Source organism: Variovorax sp. J2L1-78, from assembly GCF_030317205.1.
Taxonomy (GTDB): Bacteria; Pseudomonadota; Gammaproteobacteria; order Burkholderiales; family Burkholderiaceae_C; genus Variovorax; species Variovorax arabinosiphilus.
Map to the genome: position 1 here is coordinate 1,430,104 of NZ_JASZYB010000001.1, position 23,438 is coordinate 1,453,541.

The window sequence follows — 23,438 nt, forward strand, 5'->3', positions numbered from 1 at the left end:
CTCTAGAAGAAAGTGATCTCGTTCTGCGGGGCCGGGGCCGATGCCTTGGCACCGCCGGGGCCTTGGTGGATGTCGCGCTCGCTGGCCATCGCATAGGTGGCCTCGAGTTCCTTGAGCAGGCCCGCCGCCTCCAGCGGTTGCAGGTCGCCGTCGCGCTCGCAGGCATCGCAGTGGTCCTGCACCACGGTCGGCATGCGCGTGATGTTGTCGCGCACGTGCGCCAGCACCTGGCTCACGCGGTCCTGGAACTGCAGCTGCACCAGGGCGTCGTTGACCTCGGCCTGGATACCGACGCTCTCCTCGCGCAGGAAGGCGGCCGAATCGGCCAGCGAGCCGGTCAGGCCCTGGAACTGCGCGAGCACGTCGCGGATGCGCGCCTCCGAGGCGGAGACGACCTGCTGCTCCTGCGAACGCGTCACCTCGGCCACGCTGCGCACCTCGTCGATGGCGCTGCGGATCGCGCCGGTCTTGCTGGCGATGAGGCGGCCAGTCTCGCCGGACGCCCGCGACAGCGCGCGCACCTCCTGCGCCACCTGCGAGAAGCCGCGGCCGCTTTCGCCCGCGTGCGCCGCCTCGATGGCCGCGTTGATGGCCAGCAGGTTGGTCTGCTGGGCCAGCCGCGACACGCCGTCGGCCATCTCGTGGAGTTCGCCGACAAAGATCTGCAGCCCTTGCACCTTGTCGAGCATCTGCGCCTTGCTCTGCATGGCGTCGCGCAGCGAGGCGACGACGGCCTGGAGCTGTTCCTGGCTGTCCGCATAGAGCGCCGCGGCGGCGGCGTCCGACGTCTGGCCCCCACCGCTGCCGGAGTCCGACAGCATCGTCCCGAGCTTCTGCACGATGGCCGCGAAGCGTTCGCTCAACGCGGCAATGGCCGTTTCCATCTGGCTGCGCGAGGCTTCGATCTGGCCGGACCAGACCGGCGCCACGTCGGCGCTGAAGGCGCGGTGTCCCACGAAGTAGAGGCGCAGCGACTCGTCGGTCGACCGCTGTGCCTTCACGGCGAACCAGCCCGCCGCCGCGCCCAGGCCGGTCAGCGCCACGAAGCAGGCCCCACCCGCGAGGCTCGCCGAGGACAGGAACAGACAGGCCGCACCGCCAAGCACGCCCATGGCGGGCGCAACGAGAAACTGAGCGTTCTTCCGGTTCGACATCAAGTTCAGGTTCATGTTGGTTCCAGGAATGCGCACGAGGCCCAGCCCATGGCCAACGGCCACAGAGGCCGCAGACAGGTGCGACAGTCACCCTTCTATTTCGGTGGGCAAGGCGCCCTCCAAGAGGGCACGAGTGACGAAATAGAGGACTTATCCGGCCAACATCGCCCAATTGACCGAGGGCTCGCCTCTCTAGCATCGGGGCCATGGAATCCCCTCGCCCCGCCCTTGCGTTGCACGCCGCCGCCGGTGGCGCTGCCACGGCCTGCGAGGTCGAGCACCGCGCCGACATCGCGCCGGTCGTGCTGCGCTTGCTCGTGGCGCATGCACGAGCCCGCGCGAAGGACCCGTCCGGCCTCCTGCGCGGCCTGGGCTTCGACCTGGTCGATCTGGACTCCCCCGTGCTGCAGGTGTCGTACCGGCAGTGCGCCGAGGCCATCCGGCGCGCGCTCGTGCTGCTGCCGAATCCCCACCTGGGGCTGGAGATCGGCGAGGCGCTTAACGTCGTGTCGCTCGGCAAGGTCGGCCTGGGGATGATGGCGAGCGAGAACCTGCAGCGGATGCTCGAATTCCTGATCGCGTTCCCGCGCCCGGCCGGCTGCCTGCTGTCGCTGCACGGCGAATCGACCGCGACGCACTTTTGCGTCGTGGCCCAGCCGCTGTTCCACGACCCGGAGCTGCAGCGCTTTCTGGTGACCTACACCCTGGCCTCGCTGGCGTCGCTGGCGCGCCAGATCGTCGGCCCGGCCTGCCGCCCGCTGTCGGTTGAGCTGGCCCTGCCACGGCCGGCTGCCACGGCCGCCTACGAGCAGGCCTTCGGACAGATGCCGCAGTTCGAGCGGCCGGCCAACCGGCTGGTCTTTGCCGGGGAAGCGCACCCCCTGCCCTGCGCCGAGCCCTCGGTGGCGCGCGCGATGCAGGAGGCGCTGCAGGCGGCCCGGTCGGCCCAGCCCGTCCAGGAGATCGGTGCGGCCGTGGCCCAGATCATCCGCCGGCACCACGGCGCCCCCCCGCCGCTGGCGCAGGTGGCCCGCGCCTTGAACATGAGCGAGCGCTCGTTGCGCCGCCGGCTGTGCGACGAGGGTCTGAGCTTCCGCGGACTGGTCGCCGACGACCGGCGCATCCGCACGCTGACGCTGGTGACGCAGTCGGACGCGTCCTTGACCCAAGTGGCGACACGCTCGGGCTACACCAGCGCGCGCAGCCTGCGGCGGGCCGTCAACCGGTGGACGGGCACCGGGCCGTCCAGCCTGCGCAAGACGGCCCAGCGGCCGGGCTGAGCGACCGGCCCGGCGACGCGCGCCTCAGGCACGCAGGTGGCTGCGCGCTCCTGAAGTCATCACCACTTATCGTCGCTCTTGGACGGCGTGGCAGGCGTCGCCAAGGGCGCAACCGCCGGGCGCGCCTGGGCGGGCCGTTGTGCCGGCGCGGCGGGCGCCGCTGCGCCGCCCGTTGCCGCAACCGCTTCGGCGGGCTGCGCCTTGGCGAGCACCGCACCCTTGAGTTCGGCACGCAGTTGCAGGCCACCCTGTGGCAACTGATCCAGGTTCGAACGCACATTCTCCAGCCGGCCATAGGACAGATTCGGCGTCACGCGTTCGATCACCAGTTCGCAGCACGGCGACTCGACGCGGCCGAGGCTCTGGCCCGTCTGCGGGTCCTTCATCTCGGCACCCATCGTGACCATCGCGTAGCGCGCGCCTTCCTTGAGCGCCTGGCCGCCCTGGCTGAGCACCACGTTGGTTCCGTCCCGTGAGACGACCGTCACGGGGAAGGTCCGCCGCAGCACCGAGGTCACGACCTGGTTGACCAGGTCGGTGCTCATGTCCTCCAGCACCTTGCCGCCGTCCACGCCGCGCCCGAGCGTGGTGGCTTCCGTCGAGGGCGCGCTGCCGCGCAGCGCGTCCGACGCCATCACCTGCCGTGTCGCCACGTTCACCAGCTTTTGGGTCAGCGCCCAGCCGCCGGAGTAGCTCACCAGCTCGCGCTCGCTCGTCCTGAGCTGGCGCGCATGCCGGTTGTAGGCCAGGTTGCTGACGCGCCCGCTCCAGACGAGATCCGCGCTCGCGGCCTGCGAGAGTTTGGCGAGCTCGGCGCTGGGCGCCTGACCCGAGGAGATCATGTCGAGCTCGCCCTGGATGTCGGGGCTGAATTCCCGGTCGAGCACCGCGAAACGCCCCGTCTGCACCAGCGCGTCGCTGATGCGCTGGCGCAGGGTCACTGCGACTTCCGCCGACGGCACCGAGCGGTCGCCCATCGGGAGGCTGGCACTGTCGAACCGGATCTGGCCGATGACCAGCTTGACCTTCTGCATCTCCGCAGAGGCCTCGAACTTCGCGATCCGGGCCTCGATGGTCGCCTTGTACTGCTGGCCGCCGAGCACGCCCGGCTCCTTCATCTCGACCAGCTTGAAGTTCTGGATGACACCGCCGGAGCGCTGCGTGACCGCATCGGCAAACGCGTTGCCGCGCAGCGAAGCGGCGTCCTGGCCGAGGCTGACGTCGAGGCCGAACTTGACGTTCACGCTGGCGGACTGCACCGCGGCGCCGTTGACCTGAAGGATGGCCAGCTTCATGGCTTCGGCCACCGCCTCGCCCGGCGATGCGCCGTAGCCTTGCGCGGTGGTCTGCACGTTCGACAGCTTGCCGACATCGGGCGCCGGCGCCGCAACGCTCATCGGCGTGGGCGCCGGTGCGGGTTTTTCAGGCTCGGCCTTGTTGCAGGCAGCCAGCAGCACCGCCGCAGCGACGGCGGTCATACGAAGAAGTGGACGCATGAGTGATCAGCCGATGTTCACAGGGCCTTGAGGGCATCGTTGGCATCGGTCGGCACCGGAATGTCCTGGCTCTGCGCGAACGCGATCGCGTTCTGCAGTGCGCCGCCGACGTTGGACATCGAACCGGGGAAGTTGGAGACGATGTAGACCGCCGACTGGAGCTTCGGCAACTGCAGCGGAGACGCGCTCTTCAGGCTCGAACCCATGGTCGACACGTTCTTGCCCACGGCGACCAGCTTGGTGGTCCCGGTACCCAGGAGCACGAGGCCCTTCGAATACAACGCCTTCGAATTCGCGTCCAGCACCGGCTTCTTCGCCATTTCGGCGGCCACGGCGCTGGTCGATGCGGCAACCGCCTTGTTCGACTCTTCCAGCGAATCCTTGGTGGCGCCTTCGGTCAGCGACGCCGAGGTCGCGGCCGACGTGGCTGCCGCCGTCTTCAGGCCCAGCGCCTCGGCCATCAGGCTGTTGGCGTTCAGCACGTCCTTGTTCGCCGCCACGTAGCCGCGCACCAGCGAATCCTGCTGCCCGGTCAGGTCACCGGCCGAGGCGCCGCCCGAGCCGCCCAGGCCCTTCACGCCGGGGATCGACGGCATGGAGAACTGTGCGTGCGCTGCGGTGCCGGCACCGAGAGCGAGGATGGCGGAAGCGATGGCGATCTGAAGCTTGTTCATTGTTTTGTCTTTCGAAAGATGCGGTTGGTTTTGGAAGAGCGAGGCGGGCCGGCTTACTGGATGCCCTTGGCCGTCAGCTGGCTGGTGAGCTCGCGCGCGGCGTTGTTCGCGGCCTGCGTGAGCGCGCTGCCGCGTGCGGTCGATTCGTCGGGGCCCACGCCGGCGTACTGGACCGGGCCGACGGCCGCCTGGGTCGAGGGGATGGCCTTGGACACGTTGTAGACCTTCGCATTGACGGTCACGCCAACGCGCACCAGGCCCGTGGCCGGGTCCTTGCCGGCCGGGGCGATGTCCAGCGTGCCAAGGGCGACGTAGGGCACGCCGGCCGTGCGCATGCCGGCGGCGATGGATTGCAGGGTGGCCGACTTCAGGTCGTTGCCGGTCTGGTAGTCCTCCTCCACCTTGGCCACCGAGAAGCGGCCGCCGGTGGCCGGTTCGGCCATGCCCGCTTCGATGACCTCGAAGCCGGCGCGGGCGAACATGCCGGTGAAGACGACGTTCAGGTTGGCGCTCGGGTAGAGGCGATAGGTGGCTTCGCTCGCACGCGTGACCGTGCTGCCACCCGTCTCGATGCTGCGGCTGCGGTTCGCGGAGAAGTCGGCCGTCGCGGAGGTCGACTCGTTGGTGCTGATCTGGTTGCCGCGGATGGACTCGCCTTCGGTGCCCTTGGCGCTGGTCGCACCGCGTGCATTGACGCTGACGTTCTGGTCGACGCGCTTGTAGACGCGGTCGTCGAAGGACTTGACCGATGCCACCTCGCGAGAGACGAAGACGAAGACCAGCTGCGATTTCTCGGCGGCCCCCGCCTTGGCGACGGCGGAGTTCGACTTCACCAGGTTGCGCAGGTTGGCCACGTTCAGCGAGACGCGAACAGCGACCGTGTACTGGCGCTTGTCGGGCATGTCTTCTTCGCCCAGCACGGTCGATTCAAGGATGTACCGGTCGGGGTTCGCCAGGATCTTCTCCCGCACGACATCGAAGTTCTCGCTCTCCGACTCGCCGGCTTCGGCGTAGTAGAACTCGATCGCCTTGAGCTGCGCCGCCTGCGTGGCGCGGGCCTTGTCGTCGGCCGACACCGACCGGCCGGGGTAGGTGACCGACGCCTTGCCGCGGGCCTGCTGGACCTGGGCCACCGAAGCGACAGCGAAGCACGCCAGGACGACGGCCATGAGTGAGCGAGTTATTTGCATTGGGACATCAGGAGGTTGGTTTTCAGGATCTGTGCTTCGATGTCGGGTGCTGCGGCTGCCGCCTTCACCCAACCCATGTCTTTGGTGGCGACCGCCGTCGCCAACCGCGTGAACAGGCCGTTCCACGAGTCGTAGTACGCCGGGAAGTCGTCGACGTAGGTCTGCGTGGCGGGGACGACCTTGGTCTCGCCGTTCTTCAGCGCCGTGTGGAGGTAGGCCGTGCCCATCAGCGGCTGCTCGATCTTCATCGTGGCGTAGGTGCCGTAGACGAAGCTGTCGCCGGCCGCGACGGAGCCGAACTTCACCTTCTTGATGCCGGTGAGATCCACCGCGATCGTGTAGTCGGGCTCGGGCAGCTTCAAGGTGAAGACGGTGCCGTCGGACACGCGCATGGCGAACACGTTGCCCACGGCGTAGCCTTGCGAATAGGGAATCAGCGGAACACCAGCGCGGGTCGAAATCGCCTCGCTCACTATGTCGGCGGCCCACGTCTCGGCCATGCCCGGCTCGCTCTTGAGGTATGGCGGCAGGCTGGCCATGACGCTCGGGTCCAGGCTGACCTTGGAAACCTTGAGCAGGCGCGGCACCTGCGACGGGAGCGTCGCATCGGCCAGGACGTTGGCATAGCGCACGAAGATCCCCGGCTTGTTCGCGGCACCTTCGTACACGGCCTGCACCCGCGCGAGGACCTCGGCCTTCGTGGGCTCGCGGTCGAAGACATCGATGTACGCGAAGCTCAGCGGATACGACCGGACGACGGTCATGGTCTTGAAGTCGAAGAACAGCGCCTGTGCACGGATCAGCACGAACAGCTTGCGCAGGCTGCCGAAGTGCTCGACCGACACCGTCTCCGAATTCACCACCAGCGAGGTGACGATCGCCTGGTCGCGGCCCTTGAGCTCCTCGATCATGCCCGGCGCGATGGTCAGATGCCGGGGCGGCGTCGCAGCGATGTTCGCCTGGATGCGTGCGTAGGCCCGGTCTCCCGCCTGCTCCAGGCCCTTCTCATAGGCGCGGGAATACGGAAAGCGCTGGTCCAGGCTGGCCGCGTCGCCAGAGAACGCCAGGCCCGCCAAGGTGACCGGTGTCCCCTGGGCCTGGGCTGTCGTCGGTAGAAAGAAGGCGTGCAAGGTGAGCGCGCCGGCCGCGATGGCCCTGCCAAAAAACCTCAAAAATGTCTCCCCGGTCGGCCCGCGATGGCAACGGCGAGATGCCCGCATCGACGCGCCCACATTTGTCATTCGCTAAGTTACGAACGTTTCCAAATGTACAAGATTGGGAGACCGGTGGATGTCGACCGGATGACAGCCGCACCACCCGCGCCAGGCCGCGGCGGCCGCTAGCCCGTGAACGTGGCCGTGGCGACGGGGGTCGCGGTCTGCACCAGGCTGTCCAGCGGCCAGCGCGGCTTGACGTCGAAGGCGTAGGCCTCGGTCGCTTCCTGCAGGCCGGCCTGCAGGCGCATGGCGGCGGCCATGGCGATCATGGCGCCGTTGTCGGTGCACAGGTGCAGCTCCGGGTAGTGCACCCGCACGCCGCGCTGTGCGCAGGCGGCGTCGAGCTGCTGGCGCAGCATCCGGTTGGCGCCGACGCCGCCGGCCACCACCAGGCGCTTCAGGCCAGTCTCGGCCAGCGCCGACAGGCTCTTCTTGAGCAGCACCTCGACGATGGCGGCCTGCGTCGATGCCGCCAGATCGGCCTTGCGCACGTCGAGCTGGTCGCCGAGCTTCTTGGCCTGCGTGAGCACCGCGGTCTTGAGGCCCGCGAAGGAGAAGTCGAGATCGCCACTGTGCAGCAGCGGGCGCGGCAGCTTGAAGGCCGCCGGGTCGCCCTGCTCCGCCAGCTTGGCCAGCCACGGTCCGCCGGGGTACGGCAGACCCATCAGCTTAGCGGACTTGTCAAAGGCCTCGCCGGCGGCGTCGTCGATGGTTTCGCCCAGGATCTCGTAGCGGCCCACGCCGTCCACACGCATCAGCTGGGTGTGGCCGCCCGACACGAGCAGCGCAACGAAGGGAAATTCCGGCGGATCTTCGCTCAGGAACGGCGACAGCAGATGCCCTTCGAGGTGGTGTACGCCCAGCACCGGCTTGCCCAGCGCCGCGCCCAGCGCGCAGGCCACGCCAGCGCCGACCAGCAATGCGCCCGCCAGGCCGGGGCCGCGCGTGTAGGCGACGACATCGACATCGGCCAGCCGCTTGCCGGCTTCGTCGAACACCGTCTGCGTCAGTGGCAGCACGCGGCGGATGTGGTCGCGGCTCGCGAGTTCGGGCACCACGCCACCGTAGGCCTGGTGCATGGCGATCTGGCTGTGCAGTGCGTGCGAGGCCAGCCGCGGCACGGCCGCGCCCTCCCATTCGACCAGCGCCACGCCGGTTTCGTCGCACGACGATTCGATTCCCAATACGAGCATGGCCGCGAGTGTAGGATGCGCGCGCTTGCGGGGCATGGATGTTGCTGCATGCCCCTTCACCCGCCCCTCGGAACGCCCACGACACGATGAAATCCGGACTGAGCTTCCTGATCGCCGCCCTGCGCAGCGAGATCGACGAACTCGATCAGCTGTCGCGCACCAGCGCGCTGGTCGGCACCATCGGCCGGCTGGTGCATGCCCTGCAGCGCGAGCGCGGCATCTCCAACGTGCTGCTGGCCTCCGGTGGCCAGCGCTTCGCCGCCGAACGGACTGCGCAGATCGCCGAGTGCGCCGGCCTCGAGCAGGCGGTGCGCGAATGCTTCGACGCGCTCGAAGCGGACCCGCGCCGCCTGGGCAACAGTGCCCGGCTGTTCAGCCGCATCGCGTGGGTGGTACCGGGCCTGGACGCCTTGCCGGCGCTGCGCCAGCGCATCGGTGCCCTGCAGATGCCGGCCGCCGAGGCGACGGGTGCCTTCGTCAAGGTGATCGCCGGCCTGCTCGCGGTGGTGTTCGAGGCCGCCGATGGCGCGACCGACCCCGAGATTTCCCGCCTGCTGGTGGCGATGTTCAACTTCATGCAGGGCAAGGAGCTCGCCGGCCAGGAGCGCGCCTGCGGTGCTGCGGCCTTCGCGTCCGGCCGCAACGAGGCGGCACGGCAGCAGCAATGGCTGCATCTGATCGAATCGCAGGAGCGCTGCTTTCAGGTCTTCTCGGAGTTCTCCGGCCCCGAGCTGGAGGCGCAGTGGCTGGCCCACCTGCCGCCGGCCCAGACGGCGGAGCTCGAGCGGCTGCGTCGCATCGCCTGCGCCGCGCCCGCCGGCGTGGCGCTCGACCCCAACCTGAGCCCGGTGTGGTTCGACTGCTGCACGCGGCGCATCGACGCCATGCAGACGGTCGAGGAGCGGCTGGCGGCGGACCTGCACCAGCTGTGTATCGCCAAGATCAGCCGCGCCCGCGGCGAGTTGCAGACCCACGAGTCGCTGCTGGCGCAGCTCGCTCACGCGCCGCCCGCCTCGCCAGCCGCCTTCTTCGACCAGCCGGCCACGCCGCTGCTCGCCGCCTCGCCCGCCGCCGGCGGACCGCCGTACGGCCGCCAGCTGGAGCGCTCGATCCTCGACATGGTCCAGGAGCAGTCGCTGCGCCTGCAGGCCATGAGCGACGAGCTCGACACCGTGCGTGCGTCGCTCAACGAACGCAAGCTGGTCGAGCGGGCCAAGGGCCTGCTGATGGCGCACCGCCGCCTGAGCGAGGCCGAAGCGCACAAGATGCTGCGCCAAACCGCGATGAACCAGAACCGGCGGCTGATCGACGTGGCCGAATCGGTGCTCTCGATGGCGGAGTACCTGCCCGTGGACGGGAAGCCCTGAGCGCAATTGGTGCATCGCACAACAAGCGTGCTGCACAAGGCTGGTCGATCCAATGAGCCCCCGCCCCCAGCCAGACCTTGCTTCGTCGCTACAACTTCAGTAGCAAAAACAGATTCTCGACTGCTGGCACACCGCTTGCATGTCACCGTGCATAGACCGACGTAGGTCTTCAGGCAGGCGGCATCCAACGCGGGGTGTCTCCCACCGAACCGGACAAAGGCGTCCGTGTCCGTCGAAGCTCGCTTCCCAGCAGCTTCGGCGCGACGCGGACGCCTTTTTTGTTTTTGTTTTGTTGTTTGTCTCTGGCCTTGCCATTCCTTCCGGAGTTCGCCCCATGACCGATCTGCTGAAAACGAAGTTGAGCCGCCGCCGCGTGCTGCAGGCTGCCGCTGTCGGTGCCGCCGGCATCGACCCCGCGCTGCGCGCCCTCGCCTACGCGCAGGGCTCCGACAAGCCCGAGAAGGAAGAGGTCAAGATCGGCTTCATCCCGCTGACCGACTGCGCCAGCGTGGTGATGGCCTCGGTGCTAGGCATCGACAAGAAGTACGGCGTGAAGATCGTGCCCAGCAAGGAAGCCAGCTGGGCCGGTGTGCGCGACAAGCTGGTCAATGGCGACCTCGACATGGCCCATGTGCTGTACGGCCTGGTCTACGGCGTGCACCTCGGCCTGAGCGGCCCGAAGAAGGACATGGCGGTGCTCATGACCCTGAACAACAACGGCCAGGCGATCACGCTGTCGAAGAAGCTGGCCGACAAGGGCGCGGTCGACGCGCCCTCGCTCGCCAAGCTGATCGCCAAGGAAAAGGGCGACTACACCTTCGCCCAGACCTTCCCGACCGGCACGCACGCGATGTGGCTGTACTACTGGCTGGCCTCGGCCGGCATCGACCCGTTCAAGGACGTGAAGAACATCGTGGTGCCGCCCCCGCAGATGGTGGCGAACATGCGCATCGGCAACATGGACGGCTTCTGCGTGGGCGAGCCCTGGGGCCAGCGCGCCATCATGGACGGCATCGGGGTGACGGCCATCACCACCCAGGACATCTGGAAGGACCACCCCGAGAAGGTGCTGGGCACCACGGCCGACTTCGTCAAGAAGTACCCGAACACCGCGCGCGCCGTGACCGCCGCCATCCTCGAGGCCGGCAAGTGGATCGACGCCGGGCTGCAGAACAAGAACAAGATGGCCGAGACGATCGCCGACAAGAGCTATGTCAACACCAGCGTGGACGCGATCAACCAGCGCATCCTGGGCCGCTACGTCAACGGCATGGGCAAGAGCTGGGACGACCCGAACTTCATGAAGTTCTACAACGACGGCGCGGTGAATTTCCCGTACCTGTCGGACGGCATGTGGTTCCTCACGCAGCACAAGCGCTGGGGGCTGCTCAAGGCACACCCGGACTACCTGAAGGTGGCCACCGAGATCAACCGCGTCGACATCTACAAGCAGGCGGCCACCGCCACCAAGACGCCCGTTCCCGCCTCGCCGATGCGCACCAGCAAGCTGATGGATGGCGTGGTGTGGGACGGGAAGGACCCGGCCAAGTACGCCGATTCGTTCAAGGTCAAGGCCTGAGGAGAACACCATGGTGAGCGCCGTCTTTCATTCCCCCCTGGAGGCCCATGTGCCTCTCGCCACACCGGCCACCGCGTCGGCCGCCGTACCAGCCAAGGCCGCCGCCGTTGCGGCGCCTGCGCCGGTGCAGACTGCGCCCCGCAAGCCGATCGACCTGCGCGCCTTCTGGATGCGCGTGCTGCCGCCGCTGGCCGGCTTCGGCCTGCTGCTGCTGGTCTGGGAGCTGATCGCGATGAACAGCACCACCGGCTTCCCCTCGCCGCTGGTCACGGGCAAGCAGGCGCTGACGGTGTTCGCCGATCCGTTCTACAGCAAGGGGCCGAACGACCAGGGCGTGGGCTGGAACGTGCTGTCGTCGCTGCAGCGCGTGGCGATGGGCTTCGGCCTGGCGGCGCTGGTCGGCATCCCGGCGGGCTTCGCCATCGGACGCTTCGAGTTCCTCTCGCGCATGTTCAACCCGCTCATCAGCCTGCTGCGCCCGGTGTCGCCGCTGGCCTGGCTGCCGATCGGCCTGCTGGTCTTCAAGGGCGCCAACCCGGCGGCCATCTGGACCATCTTCATCTGCTCGATCTGGCCGATGGTGATCAACACCGCGGTCGGCGTGCAGCGCGTGCCGAGCGACTACATGAACGTGGCCAAGGTGCTGAACCTCTCCGAATGGAAGATCCTCACCAAGATCCTTTTCCCTGCCGTGCTGCCCTACATGCTGACCGGCGTGCGCCTGGCCGTCGGCACCGCGTGGCTGGTGATCGTCGCGGCCGAGATGCTGACCGGTGGCGTGGGCATCGGCTTCTGGGTGTGGGACGAGTGGAACAACCTCAACGTCGCCAACATCATCATCGCGATCTTCGTCATCGGCGTGGTCGGCCTGGTGCTCGAATTCGCGCTCATCAAGATCGCCACTGCGTTCACGTTCGAAGAGGTGAAGTCATGAATGATGATTCCAAGTTCATCGACATCCAGAGCGTCGAGCAGACCTTCAAGACGCCCAAGGGCAGCTTCCAGGCCCTGCGCGACATTCACCTGACGGTCGCCAAGGGCGAGTTCGTCGCGCTGATCGGCCACTCGGGCTGCGGCAAGTCGACGCTGCTGAACCTGATCGCGGGCCTGACCCGACCGACGCACGGCACGCTGCTGTGCGCCAACAAGGAAATCGCCGGCCCCGGCCCGGAGCGCGCCGTGGTCTTCCAGAACCACTCGCTGCTGCCCTGGCTCACCTGCTACGAGAACATCTACCTCGGCGTGGAGCGTGTCTTCGCGGCAACCGAGAGCAAGGCGCAGCTGAAGGCCCGCACCGACGCGGCGCTCGCGCTCGTCGGCCTCACGCCCGCCACGGGCAAGCGGCCCGGCGAGATCTCCGGCGGCATGAAGCAGCGCGTGGGCATCGCCCGTGCGCTGGCGATGGAACCCAAGGTGCTGCTGATGGACGAGCCCTTCGGTGCGCTCGACGCGCTGACCCGCGCCCGCCTGCAGGACGAACTGCTGGCCATCGTGCAGAAGACGCAGAGTACGGTCGTGATGGTCACGCACGACGTGGACGAGGCGGTGCTGCTGTCCGACAAGATCGTGATGATGACCAACGGCCCCTCGGCCACCATCGGCGAGGTGCTGCCGGTGAACCTGCCACGGCCGCGCAACCGCGTCGAGCTGGCCGAGGACCGCGACTACGTGCACTACCGCAAGGCGGTCATCGACTTCCTCTACACGCGGCAGGGCCACGTCGAGAAGGCGGCCTGAACGCCGCATGCCGGGAACCGCCATGGACATGCGCGTGAAAAAGCAGAAGCTGGTGCTCGTGGGCAACGGGATGGCCGGCGTGCGCACGCTCGAGGAACTGATCAAGATCGACCCGGCGCTCTACGACATCACCGTGTTCGGCGCGGAGCCGCATCCCAACTACAACCGCATCCTGCTGTCGCCGGTGCTGGCGGGCGAGCAGTCGCTCGACGAGATCGTGTTGAACCCCTGGTCGTGGTACGAGGAGCACGGCATCACGGTGCATGCGGGCCGCCGGGTGGTCGAGGTCGACCGCGTGCGGCGCATCGTGCGCGCCGACGACGGCACCGAGGCGCCCTACGACCGCCTGCTGCTGTGCACCGGCTCCCATCCCTTCGTGCTCCCTGTGCCGGGCAACACGCTGGAGGGCGTGATCGCCTACCGCGACATCGCCGACACGCAGGCCATGATCGAGACCGCCAAGACGCACCGCCACGCGGTCGTCATCGGTGGCGGCCTGCTGGGCCTGGAAGCGGCCAACGGCCTGATGCTGCGCGGCATGACCGTGACCGTGGTGCACGTCAGCGAATGGCTGATGAACCGCCAACTCGACGACGTGGCGGCCGGCCTGCTGCGCCAGTCGCTCGAAGACCGCGGCCTGAAGTTCCGCCTGGGTGCCCACACGCAGGCATTGCTGGACGACGGCGCGGGCCGCGTGCGCGCGGTGCGCTTCCAGGACGGCAGCGAAGAACCGGCCGACCTGGTGGTGATGGCCGTGGGCATCCGCCCCAACGTGCAGTTGGCCGAATCGATGCGGCTGCACTGCCAGCACGGCATCGTCGTCACCGACACGCTGCAGACCGTGACCGACGCGCGCATCTACGCGGTGGGCGAATGCGCAGCGCACCGCGGCATTGCCTACGGCCTGGTCGCGCCGCTGTTCGAGCAAGCGCGCGTTGCGGCCAACCACCTGGCCGAGATGGGCTACGGCCGCTACATGGGATCGCTCACCTCGACCAAGCTGAAGGTGACCGGCATCGACCTCTTCAGCGCCGGCGACTTCATGGGCGGCGAAGGCACCGAGGCCATCGTGCTGCGCGACCCCACGGGTGGCGTCTACAAGAAGCTGGTGATCAAGAACGACAAGCTGGTCGGCGCCTGCCTTTACGGCGACACGGTGGACGGCAATTGGTACTTGCAACTGCTGCGCGACGGCAGCAGCGTGCAGGGCATCCGCGACACGCTGATGTTCGGCGAGAACGCCTGAGCCGCCATGAGCCTCGGCCTGTCCATGCACGGCGCGACGCGGGAAACCCGGTCCACCTGCCCCTATTGCGGCGTGGGCTGCGGCGTGATCATCGAGTCCGCCGGCGCGCAGATCACGGGCGTGCGCGGCGACCCCGACCATCCGGCCAACTTCGGCCGGCTGTGCACCAAGGGCTCGACGCTGCACCTCACGGCGACAGCCGCGGTCACGATGCAGACGCGCCTGCTGCAGCCGATGCGGCGCGCGGAACGCGGCACGGCGCCTGCGGCCATCACCTGGGACGCCGCGCTCGACACCGCCACCGCAAAGTTCGCCCAGGTGATCCGCGACCACGGCCACGACGCCGTCGGCTTCTACATCTCGGGCCAGCTCCTCACCGAGGACTACTACGTCTTCAACAAGCTGGCCAAGGGCCTGATCGGCACCAACAACATCGACACCAACTCGCGCCTGTGCATGAGCAGCGCGGTCGCGGGCTACAAGAAGACGCTGGGCGCCGACGCGCCGCCGGCCTGCTACGACGACTTCAACCACGCGCAGTGCCTGTTCATCGTGGGCAGCAACACGGCCTGGGCGCACCCCATTTTGTTCCGTCGCATCGAGGACGCAAAGCGCGCGAACCCGGCGATGAAGATCGTCGTGGTCGACCCGCGCCGCACCGACACCTGCGAGATCGCCGACCTGCACCTGGCCATCCAGCCCGGCACCGACGTGATGCTGTTCCACGGCCTGCTGCACCTGATGCTGCGCGAAGGCTGGACCCGCCCGGACTACATCGCAGCGCACACCAGCGGCTTCGATACGCTGGCGGCGCGGGTGCGCGACTGCACGCCCGAGCGCGTGGCACAGGTCTGCGGCATCGATGCGCGCGACCTGCTCGAAACCGCACGCCTCTTCGCCACCTCGGCCGCCACGCTGAGCCTGTACTGCCAGGGCTTGAACCAGTCGTCGTCGGGCACGGCGAAGAACGCGACGCTGATCAACCTGCACCTGGCGACCGGGCAAATCGGCCGGCCCGGTGCCGGGCCTTTCTCGCTGACCGGCCAGCCCAACGCGATGGGTGGCCGCGAGGTCGGCGGCATGGCGAACCTGCTGGGCGCGCACCGCGACCTGGCCAACCCCGCGCACCGGGCCGAGGTGGCGGCGTTGTGGGGCGTGGCAGACGTACCGGCCGCACCGGGCAAGACCGCGGTCGAGATGTTCCAGGCCGCGGCCGACGGCGAGGTCCGCGCGCTGTGGATCGCCTGCACCAACCCCGCGCAGTCGATGCCCGACCAGGCCACCGTGCGCCGCGCGCTGGAGCGCTGCGAGTTCGTGGTCGTGCAGGAGGCCTTCGCCACCACCGCGACCTGCGCCTACGCCGACCTGCTGCTGCCGGCCACGACCTGGGGCGAGAAGCTGGGCACCGTGACCAACAGCGAGCGCCGCATTTCGCGCGTCCGCCAAGCGGTGCCCGCCCCCGGCGGGGCGCGGCACGACTGGTCGGCGGTCGCCGATTTCGCGCAGCGTCTCGAAGCGGTGCTGCCGCCGCGCAGCGTCACGCCGCTCTTCCCCTACGCCCTCGACGCCGAAGCCGGTGCCGAAGCCATCTGGAACGAGCACCGCGAGAGCACGCGTGGCCGCGACCTGGACATCACCGGACTCAGCTGGCCCATTCTGGACGCACAAGGTCCGCAGCAATGGCCGTGTCCTGCGGACACGGCCTGCGGCGGCAATGACAACGGCAACGCGACCGCGTTGCCGGCCGTCAGGCGCCAGTTCGGCAAGGCCCGCCTGTACGAAGACGGCGTGTTCCCCACACCCGACGGCCGCGCCCGCTTCTACGACGTCGCCTACAAGCCGGTGGCCGAAGCGCGCGAACCGCGCTACCCGCTCTCTCTCAACACCGGCCGGCTGCGCGACCAGTGGCACGGCATGAGCCGCACCGGCACGCTGGGCCGCTTGTTCGGCCACGTGCCGGAGCCGGTCGTGCAGATGCACCCGCAGGACATGGTGCACCGGGCGCTTCGCGACGGCGACCTCGTGCAGGTCGCATCCAAGCGCGGCGCGATCGTGCTGCCGGCGCAGGGCAGCACCGACATCGGCCCGGGCCAGAGCTTCATCGCCATGCACTGGGGCGAAGAGGCGCTGAGCGGCCGGTCGAGCGCCGGCGAGCGGCTGGCCGGCGTCAACACCCTGAGCACCCCGGTGTTCTGCCCCGATTCGAAGCAGCCCGAACTCAAGCACGCGGCGGTGCAGATTGCGAAGGCCGAGCTGCCCTGGTCGCTGCTCGCTGTGGCTTGGCTGCCCGGCGACCGGGTGCTCGCGGCGCATACCGCCTTGCGCGCGCTGATGCCGCGCTTCGCCTTCGCCAGTTGCGTGCCCTTCGGCAGCGGCGGCGCGCTGGCGGGCGGCGCGTCCGAACGCAGCGGGCTGCTGTTCCGCGCGGCCGACACCGAAGCTGCGTCACCCGAACTGCTCGCCGAGATCGAGGCCCTGCTCGGCTTGGCCGCACCGGAGACCCTGCGCTACATCGACGCTCGCCGGGGCCAGCACCGCGCCGCGCGGCTGGTGCGCTCGGACACCGACCCGCAGGAAGCACGGCTCGACACCTTCCTGCTGGGCGGCGATACGCGCGCCGAAGCCTGGCTCAAACCGCTGCTGCAGGACCAGTTGCCCGCCCAGGCCTTCGGCCGCCAGCTCCTGCGGCCGGGTGTCACGGCACCGGTGCCCATGCAGGCACGCGGCAAGGTCGTCTGCAGTTGCTTCGGCGTGACCGAAACCGCCATCCAGCTGCACCTGCCGCGCTGCACAGGCGCGGATCGCGAACGCCTGGCCGCGCTGCAGGGCGAACTCCAATGCGGCACCAACTGCGGCTCCTGCCTGCCCGAACTGCAGCGCATGCTGCACGCCACGCCGGCCGCGGCCGCCGCACCCGAGGTGGCGCTGTCGTGAACGTCCTTGGTGCGTCCACGGGCATAAGCGAAGCGCTTTTTCGGCATAAGCCTTGCGGGACAATCCGCCTACCCATGGGAATCAGCCAGTACATCAAGGAAATCGGCCGCGGCGCCCGAGGCGCCCGGCCACTCACGCGCGAACAGTCGGCCGACCTGTTCGGCCAGGTGCTGGACGGCACCGTCACCGACCTCGAGATCGGCGGCTTCTGCCTGGCCATGCGCATCAAGGGCGAGACGCCCGAGGAGATGGCCGGCTTCCTCGACGCCACCCACGCGCGCCTGACCCTGTTTCCCGCCGCGGGCCGCGCGCTGGTCGTGCTGCCCAGCTACAACGGCGCGCGCAAGCTGCCGGTGCTCACGCCGCTGCTTGCGATGCTGCTGGCGCGCGAAGGCCTGCCGGTGCTGGTGCACGGCAGTGCCAGCGAGTCGAGCCGCGTGCTGGCGTCGAACGTGCTGGCCGCGCTCGACGTGCCGGCGCTCGCCGCCGTGCGCGCAATCGCCGACGGCGAGGTGGCCTTCGCGTCGACCGAGCTGCTGAACCCGGCGCTGAAGAAACTGCTCGACGTGCGCCGCGTGGTCGGCCTGCGCAACCCCGGCCACAGCGTCGTGAAGCTGATGCGGCCGACCGCCGGCCCCTGCGTGGTGGTCGCGAGCTACACGCATCCGGCCTACGCCACGGTGATGGGCGACACCTTCGCGCTCACCGGCACCACGGCGCTGCTGTCGCGCGGGCTCGAGGGCGAGGTCGTGTCCGACCCGCGCCGCACCGCGCAGATCGACGGCTACGTGCGCGGCGCGCGGCAGGAACTGCAGGCGCAGCAGGCCGGCACGCTGGCCGAGGTGCCTGGCCTGCCGACCGAGATCGACATCGCATCGACCGTGCACTACACGCGCCGCGTGCTGGCGGGCGAACTGCCCGTGCCTGAAGCGATCGCCACGCAGGTCGCGCACATCCGACAACTGGCCTCCCACGCATGAACGACCTCACCCATCACGGCCACCACGGCGCCTGCACGCTGGTCGGCGCCGGCCCCGGCGACCCGGAACTGCTGACGCTCAAGGCGGTCAAGGCGATCGGCGCAGCCACCGTGCTCTTCGTCGACGACCTGGTGAACGACGCCATCCTCGAGCATGCCCGCCCCGGCGCACGCATCGTGCACGTGGGCAAGCGCGGCGGCTGCAAGAGCACGCCGCAGGCCTTCATCGAGAAGCTCATGATCACCGCGGTGCGCGAGGGCGAGACGGTGGTGCGCCTCAAGGGCGGCGACCCCTTCATCTTCGGCCGCGGCGGCGAGGAGGTGGAACACCTGCGCGAGGCCGGCATCGAGGTCGCCGTGGTCAACGGCATCACCGCCGGCCTGGCCGCCGTGACCGCGCTGGGCGTGCCGCTGACGCACCGCGACCACGCGCAGGGCGTTGTTTTCGTCACCGGCCACGCCAAGACCGGCGCCGGCGCACAGCAGGACCCGACCGACTGGCGCGGCCTGGCCGGCATGGCGCATCACGCGCGCCTGACCCTGGTGATCTACATGGGCGTGGCCGGTGCGGCGCACATCCAGCGCGAGCTGCTGCAGGGCCTGCCGGCCTCGACGCCGGTCGTGGTCGTGCAGTACGCGAGCCTGCCGCACCAACGCCACGTGGCGACCACGCTCGAGCGCCTGTGCCTCGACATGGCCGACGCCGGCCTGGGCAGCCCGGCGGTGATCGTGGTGGGCGACGTGCTGCGCGGTCTGGCGGCGGCGGGCGTGCAGCCGGAGGCTTCGCGCCGAGAGGCCGGGCGCAGGTAAGGGCACGACGGCGGCACACGCCGTTCGGCCTGTCGCGTCGCGCGAGGGCTGCCCCTAAAATCCGCCGATTCCACAACAACATCGAGGGGTCGGCATGCTCAAGATCGACAAGCTCAACGAGTTCACGGCGAGCCACGGCGAGCTGCAGCGCGGCAAGGGGCTGGTCACCGGGACCATCGCGCTGAGCCTGGGCATCCTGTGCTTCCTCGGGGTGCTGGCCTTCCACTTCCCGCAGTACCTCACCACGCCCGAGCTGCGCCGCAGCTACAACGTCGACATCATGCGCACCATCCTGCTGGTGGCGATGGTCGTGGCGGGCGGTCTGGCGCTGGTGAACATCGTGTTCAACCGCTCGCGCTGGCTGTCGTCGGCGGCCTTCCTGCTGATCGTCTCGGCGGCGCTGCTGGGCGGCCACAAGGTGCCGGTGAACGACTTCGCGGACAACACGCCCTACATCGGCCTGGACTGGTTCATCCTCGACCTGCTGGGCTCGGCGCTGATCTTCATCTTCATCGAGAAACTGTTCGCGCACCGCAAGGACCAGCCGGTGTTCCGCGCCGAATGGCAGACCGACTTCCATCACTTCGTCGTCAACCACATGATCGTGGGCTTCGTGCTGCTGGCGACCAACCTGCTGGTGCACAAGCTCTTCGGCTGGGCCGCCAACGACGGCATCCGCGGCTGGATCGCCGGCCTGCCCTTCTGGGCGGGTGTGCTGCTGATCATCCTGGTGGCCGACCTGGTGCAGTACTGGACGCACCGCGCCTACCACGAGGTGCCGGTGCTCTGGCGCCTGCACGCGGTGCACCACAGCGTCAAGAGCATGGACTGGATGGCCGGCTCGCGTCAGCACATCCTGGAACTGCTGATCACGCGCACGCTGGTGCTGGCGCCGATCTACGTGCTGGGCTTCAGCAAGGAAGTGATCGACGCGTACATCGTGGTGGTCGGCTTCCAGGCGGTGTTCAACCACTGCAACGTGAACGTGCGCCTCGGCCCCCTGCGCTACCTCATCGTCACGCCGAACTTCCACCACTGGCACCATGCGCAGGACCAGGAGGCGCTCGACCGCAACTACGCAGCGCACTACGCCTTCCTCGACTACCTCTTCGGCACCGCGGTGAAGAGCACCAAGCTCTGGCCGGAACAGTACGGCGTGCTGGGCGACTACGTGCCGAATGGGTTCTTCAAGCAGCTGAAGTTTCCGTTCGTGTGGAAGGGTTGAGCGCCTTGAGCCCGACCGGCCTGCGTGGCGCTTCCCTGTTCGTCGCCGCCCTGCTGCTGGCCGGTTGCGCCTCGCGCTTCGAGCCTTCCGAGAACGGCGGGCTGCCGCGGCTCAACGTCCAGAGCTCGGCGATCGCGCCGGGCAACGGCGGCGAGCTGATCCCGGCGACCGCGCTCGAGCCCGGGGACATCCTGCTCACGTCGGTCGCGACGCTGGGCTCCTTCGGCATCCGGCTGGGCACCTTTTCGCCGGTGAGCCACGCCGTGCTGTACCTGGGCGACGGCCAAGTCGCCGAAGCCGTGGGCGACGGCGTGCGTGCGCGTCGCATCGACGACGTGGTGGCCGAAGAACAGATGGTGGTCGCCTTCCGTCACCCCGGCATCGACGCCGAGCACGCGCAGCGCCTGCGTGGCTGGGCGATGTCGCAGGTCGGCACGCGCTACAACACGGTCGGCGTGATGCTGAACGCGCCCTTCGTGCTGAACCGACGCATTTGCGAGTTGCCGCTGATGCCCGGCGCCGCACGCGACTTCTGCCTGCGCGGCTTCGCCATGGTGCAACTGGGCGCGAGTCGCAACGACCAATTCTTCTGTTCGCAGTTCGTGCTGGAAGCCTACAACCAGGCCGGCCTGCCCGTGACCATGGCCGACCCGCGCTGGGTGAGCCCGGCCGACCTGCTGCACATGCGCGAGGGCGACGTGCCGTCGATCCCCGCAACGCAGCCGCTGCGCTACGTCGGCCACCTCAAGTACAACCCGCCGCCGGTGATCGTGGTCGACGGGACGACCGCGCGTTGACGTTCGACGCCGTCGTCATCGGTGCGGGGGCCGCCGGGCTGTTTTGCGCAGCGCAGGCCGGCCAGCGCGGCCGCAAGGTGCTGCTGATCGACCACAGCGAACGCGTGGCCGAGAAGATCCGCATCTCGGGCGGCGGCCGCTGCAACTTCACCAACCGCGACATCGACGTGCGCGCGCCGCAGCGCCACTTCGTGAGCGAGAACCCGAATTTCTGCCGTTCGGCCCTGTCGCGCTACACATCGCAGCAGTTCATCGGGCTGATCGAGCGGCACGGTATCGCGTACCACGAGAAGCACAAGGGCCAGCTGTTCTGCGACGGACCGTCGCAGCAGATCATCGACATGCTGCTGGCCGAGTGCGACGCGGGCGGCGTGACGCGCTGGCAACCCTGCGCCGTGCGGGGCGTGGCGTTCGACGAAAGCCAGGCCCTCTACTGCCTCGACACCGACCGCGGCAGGGTCGAAACACCCCAGCTGGTGGTGGCGACGGGCGGCCTGTCGATCCCGCAACTGGGCGCGAGCGACTTCGGCTACCGGCTGGCCCAGCAGTTCGGCCTGCGTCTGGTGGCGCCCCGTCCAGCGCTGGTCCCGCTCACCTTCGCCGGCGACGGCTGGGCACCCTACGCCGGGCTGGCCGGCCTGGCGCTGCCGGTGCAGATCGAAACCGGCCGCAAGAAGGAACGCATCGCCTTCCTGGAAGACCTGCTCTTCACCCACCGCGGCCTGTCGGGTCCGGCCGTGCTGCAGATCTCGAGCTACTGGCGCGAGGGCGAGCCGCTCACGATCGATTTCGCCCCCGGCACCGACGTGGCGGCGGCGCTGGGCGAGGCCAAGTCCCGCTCGCGCAAGCGCATCGCCAACGAACTGGCGGCACTGGTCCCGTCGCGGCTGGCCGACGCCTGGGTGGGCGGCGACCCGGCTCTCCAGCGCCCGGTGAACGAGGCCGCCGACAAGGCCCTGAACCAGTTGGCCGAGCGCGTCAGCCGTTGGGCCATCACCCCGGCCGGCACCGAGGGCTACAAGAAGGCCGAGGTCACGGCCGGTGGCGTCGACACGCGCGACCTCTCGTCCCAGACCCTCGAATCGAAGCAGCCGGGCCTCTTTTTCATCGGCGAAGTGGTCGACGTGACGGGGTGGCTGGGCGGTTACAACTTTCAATGGGCGTGGGCCAGTGCCCATGCGTGCGCCAACGCGTTATAATCGCGGGCTAACTTTTGGCCTTCCCTCAACGGCCACCAAGATTTTCAGTTGAGGAACCCCGGCCTGGGGCCTCGATCTCCCCCGGCCAACTTCAGTTCAACGATTCATCAATGACCACCATCCGCGTTAAAGAAAACGAGCCCTTCGACGTTGCCCTTCGTCGCTTCAAGCGCACCATCGAAAAGCTCGGCCTGCTGACCGACCTGCGTGCCCGCGAGTTCTACGAAAAGCCGACCGCCGAGCGCAAGCGCAAGAAGGCTGCGGCCGTCAAGCGCCACTACAAGCGCGTGCGCAGCATGCAGCTCCCCAAGAAGCTGTACTAAGCACCCCTTCGCTGGCCGCGTGCCAGTGAACCGAGCCGCGCCGGGGAAACCTGCCGCGGCTTTTGTTTTTGCCGCCGACAAGGAAAGAAGAAAGCCATGACCCTCAAGGAACAGATCACCGAAGACATGAAGACCGCGATGCGCGCCAAGGACAGCGAGCGCCTGGGCACCATCCGTCTGTTGCTGGCCGCGCTGAAGCAGAAGGAAGTCGACGAACGCGTGGAACTCGACGACCCCATGGTCGTGGCCATCGTCGACAAGATGGTCAAGCAGCGCAAGGACTCGATCGCCGCCTTCACGACCGGTGGCCGCGCCGACCTGGCCGACAAGGAATCCGCCGAGATCAAGGTCCTGGAGGTCTACCTGCCCCAGCGCATGAGCGCCGAGGAGACCGTGGCCGCCGTGAAGGCCATCGTGGCCGAACTGGGCGCCAGCGGCCCCGGCGACATGGGCAAGGTCATGGGCGTCGTGAAGACGCGCCTGGCCGGCAAGGCCGACATGGGCCAGGTCAGCGCAGCCGTCAAGGCGGCCTTGTCAGGCGCCTGATGGACGCCGAGGCCCGGCGTCCTGTCCACAAGGCCTGCGCCTGCCTGGTGGACAGCCGCGGCCGCCTGCTGGTGTTCGACCACCCGGAGGACGGCGGCATGCAGTTGCCCAAGGGCACGGTGGAGCCCGGCGAGACGCCCGAAGACGCCGTGCGGCGCGAGTTGCTGGAGGAGTCGGGCATCGCCTATGAAGGCGCGCTGGAACCACTGGGCACGATGGAACGCGAGTGCGAGGCGGGCGTGGAAGGCAACGTGCACCGACATGCCCAGCTGTGGCACCTCTACGTGATGCGGCTGGACGGCGTGCTGCCCGAGACCTTCGAGCATGTCGCCAGCGGCAGCCCGGAGGAGGATGGGCTGGTATTCCGCTTCCGCTGGCTGGCGCCAGATGCGCCGTTGGACGGCTTCGCGGAGCCCTATCGCCGCGCCATCGCGATGGCGCGCGCAGCGCGCTGATCAACTCAGTGGCAGGGCACCCGCGGATCTGGCTCCG

Annotated in this window: 20 protein-coding genes and 1 pseudogene; 15 read left to right on the plus strand and 6 right to left on the minus strand. The window is 68.7% G+C overall.

What is annotated here, in order from left to right:
• Positions 1-2: 2 nt before the first annotated feature.
• Complete coding sequence (locus tag QTH86_RS06870) at positions 3-1,169, minus strand: methyl-accepting chemotaxis protein (protein WP_286645419.1); 1,167 nt, start codon at positions 1,167-1,169, stop codon at positions 3-5.
• A 191-nt stretch (positions 1,170-1,360) separates the two neighbouring features.
• Here QTH86_RS06870 and QTH86_RS06875 point away from each other — a divergent pair, with 191 nt between their 5' ends.
• The gene (locus QTH86_RS06875; protein ID WP_286645418.1) at positions 1,361-2,434 is read left to right on the plus strand and encodes an AraC family transcriptional regulator; all 1,074 of its coding nucleotides are present in this window, start codon (positions 1,361-1,363) and stop codon (positions 2,432-2,434) included.
• Positions 2,435-2,493: 59 nt separating this feature from the next.
• On the opposite strand, the gene QTH86_RS06880 is transcribed toward QTH86_RS06875, so the two are convergent.
• From QTH86_RS06880 to tsaD, 5 genes are all read right to left on the minus strand, one after another.
• Positions 2,494-3,912: a CsgG/HfaB family protein gene (locus QTH86_RS06880; protein ID WP_286645417.1), complete on the minus strand. Its 1,419-nt coding sequence runs from the start codon at positions 3,910-3,912 to the stop codon at positions 2,494-2,496.
• A 35-nt stretch (positions 3,913-3,947) separates the two neighbouring features.
• Positions 3,948-4,604: a hypothetical protein gene (locus tag QTH86_RS06885; RefSeq protein WP_286645416.1), complete on the minus strand. Its 657-nt coding sequence runs from the start codon at positions 4,602-4,604 to the stop codon at positions 3,948-3,950.
• Between the two features lie 53 nt (positions 4,605-4,657).
• A complete protein-coding gene (locus QTH86_RS06890) occupies positions 4,658-5,773 on the minus strand; it encodes a hypothetical protein (protein ID WP_286645415.1) in 1,116 nt (371 codons plus the stop codon).
• Positions 5,774-5,784: 11 nt separating this feature from the next.
• The gene (locus QTH86_RS06895) at positions 5,785-6,924 is read right to left on the minus strand and encodes a hypothetical protein (protein WP_286649359.1); all 1,140 of its coding nucleotides are present in this window, start codon (positions 6,922-6,924) and stop codon (positions 5,785-5,787) included.
• 209 nt (positions 6,925-7,133) lie between these two features.
• A complete protein-coding gene (gene tsaD, locus QTH86_RS06900; protein WP_286645413.1) occupies positions 7,134-8,204 on the minus strand; it encodes a tRNA (adenosine(37)-N6)-threonylcarbamoyltransferase complex transferase subunit TsaD in 1,071 nt (356 codons plus the stop codon).
• 86 nt (positions 8,205-8,290) lie between these two features.
• Between tsaD and QTH86_RS06905 the strand changes: the two genes are divergently transcribed.
• From QTH86_RS06905 to QTH86_RS06970, 14 genes and pseudogenes are all read left to right on the plus strand, one after another.
• Entirely contained in the window at positions 8,291-9,571 is a 1,281-nt protein-coding gene (locus QTH86_RS06905; RefSeq protein ID WP_286645412.1) for a nitrate regulatory protein, read from the plus strand.
• A 334-nt stretch (positions 9,572-9,905) separates the two neighbouring features.
• Positions 9,906-11,150, plus strand: a complete 1,245-nt coding sequence (locus QTH86_RS06910) for a CmpA/NrtA family ABC transporter substrate-binding protein (protein WP_286645411.1) — start codon at positions 9,906-9,908, stop codon at positions 11,148-11,150.
• 10 nt (positions 11,151-11,160) lie between these two features.
• Positions 11,161-12,084 (plus strand): nitrate ABC transporter permease, encoded by a 924-nt coding sequence (gene ntrB / locus QTH86_RS06915; protein WP_286645410.1) that lies wholly within the window; start codon positions 11,161-11,163, stop codon positions 12,082-12,084.
• Entirely contained in the window at positions 12,081-12,887 is an 807-nt protein-coding gene (locus tag QTH86_RS06920; protein ID WP_286645409.1) for an ABC transporter ATP-binding protein, read from the plus strand. Before ntrB ends, QTH86_RS06920 begins: the two co-directional genes overlap by 4 nt.
• Positions 12,888-12,915: 28 nt before the next feature.
• Positions 12,916-14,127: pseudogene (locus QTH86_RS06925) on the plus strand (NAD(P)/FAD-dependent oxidoreductase); the annotation flags it as partial.
• Between the two features lie 12 nt (positions 14,128-14,139).
• The gene (locus QTH86_RS06930; protein ID WP_286645408.1) at positions 14,140-17,067 is read left to right on the plus strand and encodes a nitrate reductase; all 2,928 of its coding nucleotides are present in this window, start codon (positions 14,140-14,142) and stop codon (positions 17,065-17,067) included.
• Between the two features lie 74 nt (positions 17,068-17,141).
• Entirely contained in the window at positions 17,142-18,047 is a 906-nt protein-coding gene (gene ybiB, locus QTH86_RS06935) for a DNA-binding protein YbiB (protein WP_286645407.1), read from the plus strand.
• Positions 18,044-18,856, plus strand: coding sequence for a uroporphyrinogen-III C-methyltransferase (gene cobA, locus QTH86_RS06940; protein ID WP_286645406.1), 813 nt, complete (start codon positions 18,044-18,046; stop codon positions 18,854-18,856). Before ybiB ends, cobA begins: the two co-directional genes overlap by 4 nt.
• 94 nt (positions 18,857-18,950) lie before the next feature.
• A complete protein-coding gene (locus tag QTH86_RS06945; RefSeq protein WP_286645405.1) occupies positions 18,951-20,081 on the plus strand; it encodes a sterol desaturase family protein in 1,131 nt (376 codons plus the stop codon).
• Between the two features lie 5 nt (positions 20,082-20,086).
• Positions 20,087-20,878, plus strand: a complete 792-nt coding sequence (locus QTH86_RS06950) for a YaeF family permuted papain-like enzyme (RefSeq protein ID WP_286645404.1) — start codon at positions 20,087-20,089, stop codon at positions 20,876-20,878.
• Entirely contained in the window at positions 20,875-22,077 is a 1,203-nt protein-coding gene (locus QTH86_RS06955) for a BaiN/RdsA family NAD(P)/FAD-dependent oxidoreductase (protein ID WP_286645403.1), read from the plus strand. Before QTH86_RS06950 ends, QTH86_RS06955 begins: the two co-directional genes overlap by 4 nt.
• 110 nt (positions 22,078-22,187) lie before the next feature.
• The gene (gene rpsU / locus QTH86_RS06960) at positions 22,188-22,400 is read left to right on the plus strand and encodes a 30S ribosomal protein S21 (protein WP_007833691.1); all 213 of its coding nucleotides are present in this window, start codon (positions 22,188-22,190) and stop codon (positions 22,398-22,400) included.
• 96 nt (positions 22,401-22,496) lie between these two features.
• The gene (locus QTH86_RS06965; RefSeq protein ID WP_286645402.1) at positions 22,497-22,946 is read left to right on the plus strand and encodes a GatB/YqeY domain-containing protein; all 450 of its coding nucleotides are present in this window, start codon (positions 22,497-22,499) and stop codon (positions 22,944-22,946) included.
• Complete coding sequence (locus tag QTH86_RS06970; protein WP_286645401.1) at positions 22,946-23,401, plus strand: NUDIX domain-containing protein; 456 nt, start codon at positions 22,946-22,948, stop codon at positions 23,399-23,401. The genes QTH86_RS06965 and QTH86_RS06970 overlap by 1 nt, the downstream gene beginning before the upstream one ends.
• Positions 23,402-23,438 lie beyond the last annotated feature (37 nt).

What these genes read in the sequence shown, in the direction of transcription:
- QTH86_RS06870 (WP_286645419.1), bottom strand. Translation starts at nt 1,169, where the DNA reads ATGAACCTGAACTTGATGTCGAACCGGAAGAACGCTCAGTTTCTCGTT.
- QTH86_RS06875 (WP_286645418.1), top strand. Translation starts at nt 1,361, where the DNA reads ATGGAATCCCCTCGCCCCGCCCTTGCGTTGCACGCCGCCGCCGGTGGC.
- QTH86_RS06880 (WP_286645417.1), bottom strand. Translation starts at nt 3,912, where the DNA reads ATGACCGCCGTCGCTGCGGCGGTGCTGCTGGCTGCCTGCAACAAGGCC.
- QTH86_RS06885 (WP_286645416.1), bottom strand. Translation starts at nt 4,604, where the DNA reads ATGAACAAGCTTCAGATCGCCATCGCTTCCGCCATCCTCGCTCTCGGT.
- QTH86_RS06890 (WP_286645415.1), bottom strand. Translation starts at nt 5,773, where the DNA reads ATGGCCGTCGTCCTGGCGTGCTTCGCTGTCGCTTCGGTGGCCCAGGTC.
- tsaD (WP_286645413.1), bottom strand. Translation starts at nt 8,204, where the DNA reads ATGCTCGTATTGGGAATCGAATCGTCGTGCGACGAAACCGGCGTGGCG.
- QTH86_RS06905 (WP_286645412.1), top strand. Translation starts at nt 8,291, where the DNA reads ATGAAATCCGGACTGAGCTTCCTGATCGCCGCCCTGCGCAGCGAGATC.
- QTH86_RS06910 (WP_286645411.1), top strand. Translation starts at nt 9,906, where the DNA reads ATGACCGATCTGCTGAAAACGAAGTTGAGCCGCCGCCGCGTGCTGCAG.
- ntrB (WP_286645410.1), top strand. Translation starts at nt 11,161, where the DNA reads ATGGTGAGCGCCGTCTTTCATTCCCCCCTGGAGGCCCATGTGCCTCTC.
- QTH86_RS06920 (WP_286645409.1), top strand. Translation starts at nt 12,081, where the DNA reads ATGAATGATGATTCCAAGTTCATCGACATCCAGAGCGTCGAGCAGACC.
- QTH86_RS06930 (WP_286645408.1), top strand. Translation starts at nt 14,140, where the DNA reads ATGAGCCTCGGCCTGTCCATGCACGGCGCGACGCGGGAAACCCGGTCC.
- ybiB (WP_286645407.1), top strand. Translation starts at nt 17,142, where the DNA reads ATGGGAATCAGCCAGTACATCAAGGAAATCGGCCGCGGCGCCCGAGGC.
- cobA (WP_286645406.1), top strand. Translation starts at nt 18,044, where the DNA reads ATGAACGACCTCACCCATCACGGCCACCACGGCGCCTGCACGCTGGTC.
- QTH86_RS06945 (WP_286645405.1), top strand. Translation starts at nt 18,951, where the DNA reads ATGCTCAAGATCGACAAGCTCAACGAGTTCACGGCGAGCCACGGCGAG.
- rpsU (WP_007833691.1), top strand. Translation starts at nt 22,188, where the DNA reads ATGACCACCATCCGCGTTAAAGAAAACGAGCCCTTCGACGTTGCCCTT.
- QTH86_RS06965 (WP_286645402.1), top strand. Translation starts at nt 22,497, where the DNA reads ATGACCCTCAAGGAACAGATCACCGAAGACATGAAGACCGCGATGCGC.
- QTH86_RS06970 (WP_286645401.1), top strand. Translation starts at nt 22,946, where the DNA reads ATGGACGCCGAGGCCCGGCGTCCTGTCCACAAGGCCTGCGCCTGCCTG.